This is a genomic window from Streptomyces sp. NPDC007095 (genome assembly GCF_040634475.1).
In the GTDB taxonomy this organism is placed as follows: domain Bacteria; phylum Actinomycetota; class Actinomycetes; order Streptomycetales; family Streptomycetaceae; genus Streptomyces.
Genome location: NZ_JBEYFS010000309.1, coordinates 1 through 11,223 on the forward strand (window position 1 = coordinate 1; position 11,223 = coordinate 11,223).

12 protein-coding genes are annotated in these 11,223 nt (G+C 71.1%); all 12 read left to right on the top strand.

Annotation, left to right across the window (positions count from 1 at the left end; all coding sequences use genetic code 11):
- The first annotated feature begins 108 nt into the window (after positions 1 to 108).
- Positions 109 to 375, top strand: coding sequence for a WhiB family transcriptional regulator (locus ABZ656_RS52380; protein ID WP_360279028.1), 267 nt, complete (start codon positions 109 to 111; stop codon positions 373 to 375).
- 294 nt (positions 376 to 669) lie between these two features.
- Entirely contained in the window at positions 670 to 861 is a 192-nt protein-coding gene (locus tag ABZ656_RS52385; RefSeq protein WP_360279056.1) for a DUF5999 family protein, read from the top strand.
- 319 nt (positions 862 to 1,180) lie between these two features.
- A complete protein-coding gene (locus ABZ656_RS52390; protein WP_360279031.1) occupies positions 1,181 to 2,941 on the top strand; it encodes a DUF2637 domain-containing protein in 1,761 nt (586 codons plus the stop codon).
- Between the two features lie 125 nt (positions 2,942 to 3,066).
- Positions 3,067 to 3,558 (top strand): hypothetical protein, encoded by a 492-nt coding sequence (locus ABZ656_RS52395; RefSeq protein ID WP_360279034.1) that lies wholly within the window; start codon positions 3,067 to 3,069, stop codon positions 3,556 to 3,558.
- Entirely contained in the window at positions 3,555 to 3,791 is a 237-nt protein-coding gene (locus ABZ656_RS52400) for a hypothetical protein (protein WP_266650390.1), read from the top strand. Before ABZ656_RS52395 ends, ABZ656_RS52400 begins: the two co-directional genes overlap by 4 nt.
- A gap of 375 nt (positions 3,792 to 4,166) precedes the next feature.
- Positions 4,167 to 6,167, top strand: coding sequence for an ATP/GTP-binding protein (locus tag ABZ656_RS52405; RefSeq protein ID WP_360279038.1), 2,001 nt, complete (start codon positions 4,167 to 4,169; stop codon positions 6,165 to 6,167).
- A gap of 15 nt (positions 6,168 to 6,182) precedes the next feature.
- Positions 6,183 to 6,623 carry a conjugal transfer protein TraB gene (locus tag ABZ656_RS52410; RefSeq protein ID WP_360279041.1) on the top strand — a complete coding sequence of 147 codons (441 nt, stop codon included), beginning with the start codon at positions 6,183 to 6,185 and terminating at the stop codon, positions 6,621 to 6,623.
- A gap of 84 nt (positions 6,624 to 6,707) precedes the next feature.
- Positions 6,708 to 8,819, top strand: a complete 2,112-nt coding sequence (locus ABZ656_RS52415) for a chromosome segregation protein ParM (protein WP_360279044.1) — start codon at positions 6,708 to 6,710, stop codon at positions 8,817 to 8,819.
- Positions 8,820 to 8,894: 75 nt separating this feature from the next.
- Positions 8,895 to 9,083, top strand: coding sequence for a hypothetical protein (locus ABZ656_RS52420; protein WP_351621464.1), 189 nt, complete (start codon positions 8,895 to 8,897; stop codon positions 9,081 to 9,083).
- 69 nt (positions 9,084 to 9,152) lie between these two features.
- Positions 9,153 to 9,695, top strand: a complete 543-nt coding sequence (locus ABZ656_RS52425; RefSeq protein ID WP_360279047.1) for a hypothetical protein — start codon at positions 9,153 to 9,155, stop codon at positions 9,693 to 9,695.
- Between the two features lie 129 nt (positions 9,696 to 9,824).
- Complete coding sequence (locus tag ABZ656_RS52430; protein WP_360279050.1) at positions 9,825 to 10,604, top strand: hypothetical protein; 780 nt, start codon at positions 9,825 to 9,827, stop codon at positions 10,602 to 10,604.
- A gap of 266 nt (positions 10,605 to 10,870) precedes the next feature.
- Positions 10,871 to 11,223 (top strand): RRQRL motif-containing zinc-binding protein (locus ABZ656_RS52435; RefSeq protein WP_360279053.1); only part of this gene is annotated, 353 nt, incomplete at its 3' end.

Below are 11,223 nucleotides of genomic sequence, written 5' to 3' on the forward strand. Positions count from 1 at the left end.
CAGGACCTGACTGGAGGACCTGATGCAGCTCAGCATCGCACGGAACGACGGCGACTCCGACCCGATCATCGAAGAGGCCCTGCGCCGCGTCCGGCAGGGGAAGTAAGCATGGACTGGCGACACAACGCGGTCTGCCGCGAAGAAGACCCGGAGCTGTTCTTCCCCATCGGCAACACCGGCCCGGCGCTCCTGCAGATCGAGGAAGCCAAGGCCGTCTGCCGCCGCTGCCCGGTCATGGACCAGTGCCTCCAGTGGGCGCTGGAGTCCGGGCAGGCGGAGGGCGTCTGGGGCGGACTGTCCGAGGCCGAACGGCGCGCGATGAAGCGCCGGGCCGCCCGCCGCCGGCTCCAGACGGACAAGGCGGCGACGGCATGACGGACGCCGACCAGAAGCGCCTGGAGGACGCGGTCCGCCGGACCAACGACAACCACAACTTCGGCCGCCGCGCTCACGGCTGAGCGACCCACACCCCAGGACGGAAACCCAACTCCCCTCCCGCACCGCGCTGTTCCACCAGGTCGGCCGCCCGCACCACGGGCGGCCGACCTTTCGCACGCCTCCAGCCCGGGAAAGTCTCGGGCCCGCATCCCCGCAGGAGAGCCCATGCGCAGCAACACCCAGCTCGACACCGCGACGACCGCCACCGGCTCCACCCGGCTGCCGGACTCGCTGTGCACGCACACGCCGCACTGCCCGTCGGCCTCCAGCCCGGCGGCGGAGGCCGCCCGCGTCGTGGCCGGCCACCCGGAGCAGGGCTGGAGCCTGCTGTGCAACGCCGTGGTGGTCTTCGACGACACCGGCGAGCTGCTCCCCGACGGCCGGGTCATCGACCCGCACCGTCCCCTCGCGATCACGGCCTGACGACTGCCTGATCCGCTCGCACCGGCCGCCGCACCACGGCGGGCCGGATCGGGCGGTGACGGGGAGTCGGACAGTCCCGTTTCGCTCCCGCCCGGCGGGAGCCACGGACAGTTTCGATCCCGCCCCCCAACACTCCCCCGGACCCGCCGCCCGCACCACGGGCAGCGGGCTTTTCAGCACGGCCCGCTCCGGGAAGGCACCGGCCCCTCGGGGCCGATTTCGGCTCCGCCGACCGCCGTTTCGGGAGCAGCCGCCCGCGTTTCGGGAGCGGCCCCCACCGTTTCGCCCACCCCCTGAACGACTCACTCCGGAGGCTCCCATGACGATCACCGACTGGCCGCGCACCGCGGCTGAACCCGCCCCCGACTCGGCTTCACCGGCCGCCGTTTCGGGAACGACCGCGCCGGTTTCGTCTACGCCCGGCATCGTTTCGGATGCGCCGGGATCCGTTTCGGAGACGGAAAGCGGAACCGGAACGGAAGCCTCCCACGGGAAGCTGACCGGCACCCAGAAGTGGACGGCCGGAGCGATTGTCGTCGCCGCGCTCGCCCTCGCGGGCATCGGCCTGTACCTGTCCTTCGAGCACGTCGCGGACTTCGCCTTCGAGGAGCTCCGCTTCGGCTCGCTGGGCAAGGGCCAGCTGTTCGCGGTCGGTGTCGACGTCGGCATCATGGTGATGATCGCGGTCGACCTGTTGATGGCCTGGCTCAAGCGCCCCATCAGCTGGATTCGCTACCCGGTCTGGCTGCTCACGGCCGCCACGGTCGTCCTCAACGCCGCCTCCGGCGCCCCGCAGGGGGCCTGGAAGCTGCTGGACTACGTCGCCGCCGGCGCCCACGGCGTCGTGCCGGTCCTCTTCATCACGGTCGTGGAGATGGGGCGCACCTCGATCGACCGCATCGTCCGGCCTGAGCAGGCCGAACGGGACTCGATCCCGTGGCTGCGGTGGGTCCTCGCCCCCGTGGCGACGGCCCGGATCTTCCGCCGGATGCGGCTGTGGGGCGTCACCTCCTACCCGGAGATGATCCGCCGGGACCAGGAGCTGATCGCGTACGAGCTGTGGCTCAAGCGCAAGCACGACGGTGACCTGTCCAAGGCATCCGAGGATGAGCTGCTGCCGATGACGATGGCGCCGTACGGCTACACCGTCGCCCAGTCCCTGGCCATGCCCGATGAGCAGGAACAGGCAGCTCAGGAGCGTGAGGAGGAAGCCGAGCGCCGCCGCCTGGACGCGGAGACGCGCAGCGAGGTCGCCAAGGCGGAGTCCGAGGCCGACCGCCTGCGCGCCAAGGGCAGGGTGGAGACGGTCCGCGCTGAGGTCGACGGCCAGACCGGTCAGGCCCGCGCACACGCCCGTGCCCAGGTCAGCGCCGCAGAACGGGCCGCTGCACTGGAGCAGGAAGCGCTGGACCAGGCCCTCATCGCCGAAGCCCGAGCCCGTGAGGCGCAGGCGGAGCGCCTGGAGGCCAAGGAACGCGAGGCGAAGGCCGAAGCGGACCTCCGCACAGCCGAGCTGGAGCGCCAGGCAGCCCAGAAGCGGAAGGAGGCTGCGGAGGCCGACCAGGTCGCCGCGGCTGAGGCGCAGGCGATCGAGACCCAGACCATCGCTGAAGCCCGCGAGGCCACTGCCGAAGCGAACCGGCGTGCTGCCGAAACGGAGCGCGCTGTTGCCGAAACGCAGCGGGCCACTGCCGAAGCCAACCGCAAGACGATGGAAGAGGAGCGCCGCCAGGAGGTCGCTCTCGCTGACATCGCGCGCGCCAAGAAGGAGGCCGCCGAAGCCGAGAGGGCCGCTGCCGAAACGCGGCGGGCCGTTGCCGAAATCGAGGCACGTGCCGCCGAAGCCGACGCCGCCGCCAAGCTGACCCCGCGCCAGCGCTCGGTCCGCCGGGTCGCCCGCATGGCGCTCGCGGCCGGCCTCATGCCCGACGGCCTGGCGTACGACGACATCCACCACGAGCTGTGCGAGCTGGTCTCCATCGCCGACGTTCAGCTCGCGGCCGACGTGTCGTCCACGGACACCGCGTCCAAGTACCGCCAGGAGGCCGTCGTGCTGCTCGCCGACGGCTACCGCCCCTGATCCACCCGTCCGGCACACATCAGTGAGGGCCAGCCCGCAGCAATCGGGCTGGCCCTCGCTGCGACTGCCGGAAGCAGTCAACAGCCCCCCGAGTACAGCAGATCTGACCCCCACGGAGGACCCCCGTGAGCACCGAAGACAAGCCCTTCTTCGACGACCCGAACGCGGCGCTGCGCGAGATCGCGCAGAACCCCGCCGCCTACGCGCACTACCTCGCGGACTTCCACCGGTTCGTGCTGGACATGCAGGCCAAGCTGGAGGTCCTCCAGCGCGAGACCCGCGTGCACTGCCGCGGAACCCGCGTGGAGGGCGACAAGATGGGCCAGGCTTTCCTGCGCTCCTTCCCGGTGGAAAAGTCCCTGAGCGACATTCTCAAGAACCTGAAGGGCGTTACCGCCGGACTGGAAAAGAGCGCCCATAAGCGCGCCGCCCACGACGAAAAAGTGAAGGAGGTCAAGAAGCAGCGAAAGGAAAAGGCGCAGCTCAAGGAGCGTAAGAACAATCCGCCGCTCCAGGCCGCCCCGGAAAACCCGCGCCAGCAGGGTGTGCAGAGCCCGAATATGGGCTATGGTGGCCCCACGTCGATTTACAACCTGGACCGCAGGGAGTCGGCGTGAGTGCAGGTCGCCCGCTCACGAAAGCAGAGCGGAAGAAGTTCAACCGTGCGGAACATGAGCGGAAAATCAAACAGGATTTGATTGCGCAGCACGGCAACGACCTCGGCACCTTCTACTACTGGCTCCGGGTTACGAATATTCGGGGCACGCAGGCTTATCGCGACGGGAACGCGGACTTCATCCGTGAGGCCGCGCTCGCCCTGCACAACGTCTACGGCCGTCACTTCGGCTAGCTCCCCGCGTCCCGCACGAAGGGCCGCTCCCGATCCCTGGGGGCGGCCCTTCGGCGATCCCAACGCGTGCCGCGCGTGACGCGTGCCGCGCGTGGCGTGCGCGCGTGTACGCGAGGCCGGTGCCGACTGTCAAGCTCAGGAGGAGGGAGTCGCGTGTCCGACGACACCGACAGCAACGTAATCAACCTCCCCACTCGGGGCAGTGATTCCGGCGGAATGCCGGATGCTCCCGACGGTGGGGATTTGTTTTTCCCCGAACCGCCTGACGGCGGTGCCGGTGGCGCTGTCCCTCCGGAGTCCCCGGCGGAGACGACAATGGAACTCCCGGCTATTCGGGGGCCTATTTCCCCGGAAACGGCTTTGCGGGAAGCGGGAATGCCTGACGCCCCGGATTCCGGCGACGGAGAATATGAGGAAGGCGAATACGAGCAGCCTCGTTCTCTCGCCGATCGGCTCGGTGACTGGCTGGAATACCGGCTGGAAGTGGCGCGGGACCGGAACGCTGGAGAAGCGCCCTTCCGGGAGGCTGAAATAGCGCGCAAGGCGGCGCTTTTGGAAGCCCGCACCGCCCAGGAAACCGCGATGATGGAGCAGAACGCCAAGCTCCACACCGCGCAGATGAAGGCGAAGGCCGACAAGACGGCGGCGCGCGGCAAGGCCGACGCGGCGCGGTCCTCGAGCTCGGGACTGGGCGCCGACAAGGGCGGCCGCTCGAAGGCCGGCGGCTCGGGGCGGGGAACCGGCGGCGGCCGGGGCTCGGGCACGAACGGGCCCGGCGGCTCCGGGCGAGGCTCTGGGGGCGGCAACTCCCCCAAGGGTGCCGGGAAGGGCTCTGACCGCTCCGCTGGCGGCGGGAAGGGGGGCTCGAAGGGCAATGAGTCGTCCGGCGGCCCGAAAGGCCGTCAGAACGGCGCTGGAGGCTCCGGATCGGGCAAGCCCGGTACTGGCAAGGGCAGTTCGGGCGGCCCCGGCGGCAAGAACGGCCCGGGCAGCTCCGGCTCCGGCAAGGGCGGCTCGAAGGGCGACGGCGGCAAGTCGAAGGATTCGCCGGCTGCCAGCCCCCGGGCCGAACGAGCCCGCGGCCGCCAGGAACGCGCCGCGGCCCGCCAGGCCGCACGGCAGCAGCGGCGCGCCGCCGACCAGGCCGCCAACCTCGCCGACCGCAGCAAGGACCGCGACCAGGACCGTGCCGCCATCCAGGCGGCGCGCGAGCAACGCCGCAGGGAAAAGGCCGAGCGGAAGGCCGCGGGAAGGGCGAAGCGGGAGGCAGCCAAGGCCGCCGACGACCGCACCAGCCTGGGCACGGCCGTGGCCGATGAGGCGCAGCGGCGCTGGGATGAGCGGCGCGCGGCGGCGGAGAAAGCCAAGGCCGCGAAGGACGCGAAGGACGCCAAGGCCAAGGACGCCACCGGCGACAAGGACTCCGAGGCCACGACCAAGAAGATGACCAAGGACGGCCCTGAGACGTCCTCAGACGGCCCGAAGGACGATTCCGCGACCAAGGAGCCGGACGACGGCAAGAAGAGCGGCGAGAAGCCGTCCGACGGCTCCGACGCCAAGGACGGGACAGGGACGGGTGACGGTCCCAAGTCCGACGACGTCAAGGACCCGCCGGACGCGGGTGACAGCGATGACAAGCGCTCCTTCAAGGAGCGGCTCAGGGACATCTTCACCAAGTCGGGCGACGGCACCACCCCGCCCGAGGCGGAGGAGCCGTCAAGGCTTCGGCCCGAGGATCTTGGCGATGTGACGGTGGACAGCCCCGGCCGTTCGAGCCGCGCTCCGAAATCCGAAGAGGCTGAGCCGGTCATCCCGGACGCGGTCGTCGTCGACGACCCGTCCGATCCCTTCGGGGCCACCGTCTCCAGCCCGGCGAGCCTGCCTCGGGCCCCGGAGCCGCACACCCAGCGTCCCGGAACCAGCCGACCCACTGCACAGGAGGACTCCGTGGCATCGGAGGTCAGCAAGCCCACCTCGGGCCAGACCGGCATGGCGGCCAAGCACCGCACCGACATCACCTTCGGCGAGTACCTGATGGAGATCGTGAACATCGCGATCGCCGCCGGGCTCGACAAGGACCGCGCCCAGGACCTGGCCGTCGCGCTCGGCAAGGTCGCCGACGCCCTGCGGGACATGGCGGCCGACCTGGTCGGCGACCACAACATCGCCACCGAGGTCGTCAACCAGATCACCGACCTGGCCGACGCCGCAGACCGCATGAAGCAGCTGGCCGAACGGTGCGCCACCGAGTGCGAGATCGCCTCGGAGGCCGCCCGGCTCGCCGCCATGTCGGTCGGCCGCGTCTACGGCGAGGACATCCGGGCCATGGACGACGCGGGCCTGGCCCACGCCTCCGCAGCTGCCCACCACGACTAGGAAAGGACCTCGCTGATGAACGACCTCGTGCCTCCCGGCTACTGGATCGACTCCCCGGTGGGCGGCGACAAGGCCGTCTCCCAGACAGACGGAGACAACCGCTACAAGGCCGTCCAGCACAAGCTCAAGACACTGGGCACGGCCATGGACCTGGCCAGCAACGAGCTCGAGGCACTGCTGCGCGGCATGCGCACGAACGCACAGCGCGCTGAGGGCCTGGCCACGGACATCGCCAACGCGGAGCTGGACCGCAAGTTCATCGAGATGACGAACCAGGTGTCCGTCGCCCTGGGCGGCGCCGCCGTCGAAGTGCAGAAGCTCCACGAGACGGCGCAGGAAGTCTCCTACCTCGCCCATGACACGCGGCGTACGCACGCCCGGCTGTACGAGGGCCTGGACGACATCCGCTCCGGCCGCAAGGAGCGCACCCCCAAGCCGGGCTTCTTCGCCCACTGACCCGCCCCCACCGAAACCCCTGATGGGCGGCCCCGCCACCGACGGCGGGGCCGCCCATCGCCATCTTCCGAAGGAGAAACACCCGTGTCCGTGCCACGCAGCGTCGCCCTGGAGCGCACCCTCTACACCCTGACCGCCCCGGTCCTCGCCGCGGCACCGAACCTCTTCGCCGACAGCCCCGTCAACACGGTCGTGCAGCTGGCAGGCGCCGCCGGCGTCGGCGGCTGGGTCCTGGCCTACAGGAGCGATGAGTCTGGCGCGGGACGCAAGGCCCTGCGCTGGTCGCCGCTGGTGTTCGCGGCCGCCGTCGACATCGCCGCGCGGCACACGATCGGCTGGGGCCCGTGGTGCATGGACGGTCTGCTCGCCGCCGGGTGGGCGGCGGCCGGCCTGCTGGTGATGCCGTTCTCCCGGCACACCCGCCGCCGTCACCGGCCCGCTCTCGCCGCCCCGGCCCCCGCGCCACAGCTGCAGCCCGCACCCGAGCCGTCGCTGGCGCAGCCGGACGACGGCGCCGACGCCTTCACCCGCCAGGTCCGCTGGCTTTGGGAGGCCCGCGGCCTGCCCGGCCGCACCATCGTCATCACGGCCACCCCGCACGAGGGCATGCCCAACGACCTGTCGCTGCTGCTGCGCGCCTCCGAGGCCGGACGGCCGATCTCCGGACTCACCGACGCAGATGTCGCCGCGGCGTTCGGTGTCGAGGTCGCCGACGTGCGGATCGAAGAGGTGGTCCGGCAGTACGGCCGCGAGGGCGGCCCCGGCTGGAAGGAAGTCCACGTCACCCCCGACATGAACGAGCGCCGCCGCAAGGCCCCCACCACCCACGAGTGGTGGGCCGACCGGATCGGGGCCACCGGCGGGCCCGTGCCCGGCTCTCAGTTCGTGAAGAAGGTCCGCGACCAGGAGCGCAAGGTCACCCACTACATCGCCCAGGTCCCCGACGAGCTGGGCGAGCCGCGCGTCAACCAGCACTCCCTGGCTGCCGCGCTGAAGACCAAGTACGACGAAGGCCGGCTGTTCGTCACCGTCGACGGCAACCAGGTCCTGGTCTCCCTGTGGGACAGCTCGCCGCTCGCGCAGATCTTCCCCGCCACCCGGGAGCTGCTCACCCCGGACAAGGACGGCCGCTGGGTGACCGGCTACCTCGGCAACGGCCAGCCCGCCCGCAACCGCGTCTACACCGACCGGGGCGCCGCCCACGGCATCTTCGTCGCCCCCTCCGGCGGCGGCAAAACCCAGCTGATGGGCCTGCACGTCGCCGCCGACGCCCTGTTCGGTGCGGTGGTCTGGCTGGCCGCGGAAGCCCCGGATGAGAAGGCAGCCACGCTGGGCGGCTACACCGACCGCTACGGCGTCGGCGCGCTCTACATGATCCGGCTCCTGCGCACCCTGGACGCACTGATGGAGATCCGCGGCGAGATGCCGTGGGAAGACGGCCGGGTCTACGACTGGGACCCCAACCTGCCGGGCTGCCCCTACCGGATGCTGTCCGCCTACCTCGATGAGTTCCTCTCCGCCGCCCGCAACGGCGACTACGGCGCGGAGATCATGGACCTCGCCGAACGCGTCTCGATCAAGGGCCGCAAGTACGGCATCGGCATCAAGGTGGCCGGCCAGTCCATCTACGTGCAGGACGGGTTCACGCAGCTGCTGTGCGAGAACCTGCGCGAGAACTGCATTCCCGTCGTGCTGAAGGTCGCGCCGAAGAAGGTCGCCGACATGTTCAAGGCCCTCGGTATCTCGCCCGAGAACACCCCCGACCCGCTCCCCCGCTCCTTCTCCCCTGCCGAGGCGGGCCGGATCGAGCGGGTGATGCGCGGCGAGCCCGAGCCGCCCGCCAACTCCAACACCGGCGGCGCCGGATGGATCGTCGAAGCCAAGCAGCCCGAGGTCCTGCGCACGCTGTTCATGGACTTCAAGGCCGGCCTCGAGGACTACTTCCCCGACACCATCGCCACCCTGACCGACCACGAGATCCGCGAGCTCGAAGCGCGGGACCTGTGGTTCGACTGGACCGAGCCGCCCCGGCCCGGCGAGTTCGGCGACGAGCCCGATGACGAGGACGGGGACGACGACGCGCCCAAGAAGGGCGGCGGCAAGCGCCGCGGCGGTGGGAAGTCCGCCGCACGCCGCGACGCGGTCACCTCTCCCCGCCAGGCGCTGGAGGCCATCAAGAACCTCTCCGGCGTCTGACTCACCCCCACACACCCGCGCAGGGCCCGGCCGCACCGGCCGGGCCCTGCGCACACCTGGAAGGACAAACCGCTCGTGGCCGTATCGATCTCCGCCGTCGTCCTGCTCGGCATCGTCGTCTTCGTCCTCATCCGGGGCGGCTACGTACGCCTCTCGAACGCCCTGGCCTGCGCCCTGTTCGGCTTCTTCCTCGCCTCCACCGGCGCCGCGCCCACCATCCGGGACGCGATCGGCGCCGTCACCGGCTGGATCTCCAGCATCTGAAACCGCCCCGGCCGCCGGCGTCGAAGGCGCCACCTGTCCCCGCGCCTTCGACGCCTCCAGGGAGCCCCGATGCCTCAGACCCATCCCGCCATAGACCAGACCGCCTCGACCACCGCGCCGCCCGCGCCGCCGACGGCACTGTCCATCGAGGAACGCCTGGTGTTCATCAGCGCGGCGATGAGCGTGCGGCTGGACGAAGCCAAGGTCGCCTACGAGGTCAACACGGCGCACATCGAGACCGAGCCCGCCGACCTGACCGACGTCGTCACCGTCCCGCTGACCCCGACGCTCCAGCCGCCGCAGTCCTACCCGACCCCGGTCGCGGCCCTTCTGCAACGCGCTCACCACCGGCTGCTCACCGGCGGCTGGTGCAAGGACGCCCTGGTCGACGCCGACGGAGCCCGCTGCATGCTCGGAGCCATCCGAGCCGAGGCCCGCGGCAACAGCGGCCTGGAAGCCGGAGCCGTCGCCGTGCTGATGGACGCGATCCGCCGCAAGTTCGGCGACGACGTCGACTCCGTGCCCCGCTTCAACGACTCCTGGGCAAACGGCCGCATCCCGGTCCGCATGGTCGACCAGGCCGCCAACCTCGCCGACGCCCGCGGCCTGTAACCCGCCTCCGGGTTCCCTGCCTCGCGCCCGAACCCCGCACACCCGGGGGGCCGGACGCGGGGGCAGGCCACCCGGCCGGAACACCAAGCGCTCACCCACCGACCCTCCAGCGAAGGAGCAGCCGCCACCATGCCCACCAACGACAAGCCGGTCAACGGACAGCACCGCCCGAACAGCATCATCGACCTGCCCGAACTACCGGTCGCCATCGAGGACAAGCCGCGCCTGGCACGGCTGCGCACCGCGTGGAAGGAGTCCTGGGAGGAAGGCGGCTTCCTCTACCAGCGGTGGGAGGAACTGCTGAAGGCCCGGCACGCCGGATGGCACGAGATCGCCAACTGGATCAAGGCGACCGGCCTGCTGGTCGGGATCTCCCTCATCGTCATGATGGTGGACACCGCCGGCGACATCACCAGCGCCGCACTCAAGGGCCTCTCCACCGTCCCGGACTCCCCCACCGGCGCCGGAAACGGCCTGTGGGGCACCGTCGACCACCCGGTCCGGGTCTTCTTCGCCCAGCAGGCCGCCCACCTCACCGTCGCCCCGGCCGCCCTGTACGCCTTCTGGCAGCTCGCCGGACTGCTCGGACTCATCGGCGGCTTCTTCGGCAACGCCGGCGCCCGCATCACCTGGGTGCTCTTCGGCTGCGGCAGCCTCGCGATGATCTGGTCCGCCTCCCCGGCTGGAGGTCGCGCCGCAGCCACCGGAATCGCCGCCCTCATGTGGGCCCTGGCCAGCATCGTCGCCCTGCGCGGCCTGACCCTGCGGCCCATCGTCCACAACCACCCGCCGCAGTTCCAGCCGCAGTTCAACCCCGCGCTCCACCTCCACGCCACCCTCCCCGCCCCCGCCCCGGCGGGCGACGACTACGACGACGAACCCGACAACATCCACCCGCTCCAGCGCTGACCCCCCGGTCGCTCCGCCTGGTCCTCGCCCCCCCGCAACCTCGGGGCGGGCGAGGACCGGACAGGCCGACCGGCCGCCAGCACCGCCCCTGCGTCCCGCCGACGAACACCGTCGGCGGGACGCACTGCTTCCTGCCCACCGACGCCTGGAGGACTGCCCGTGCTCATCCCCAGACCGCGCCGCCGGATCGGCCGGCCCCGCCCGCAGCACCCCGGCCCCCGCTACCCGCACCGCCCCGTCCGGCTGCCCGGCGCCTGGAGGCAGTGATGCCGCGCCCCCGGAAGAAGCGGCGCCGCCGCGAGGTGAAGCAGATCCCGCGCGACCAGTCGGGCCTGCCGGAATACGACCGCCGCGAACTACCCGAAGGCCTCGTCACACGGCGGCAGTTACGCGACATGAACCTCAGCCCAGGCGGTCAGAGCCCGGTCGGGATCCTGCGCTGCAGGCTGTGCCTCAACCGGCCCGACTGGTCGTGCCGGCACCCCACCCGCGGCTATCTGGTCCGCCTCGATCTGGCGAAGCCCAAGAGGGTCCCCACGATCGCTCAGGAATGGGCGCTGGACCGTGCGATGGCCGCTCGCCAGACCTGCCCGAAGTGCAAGCGCCGGTACTACTTCTG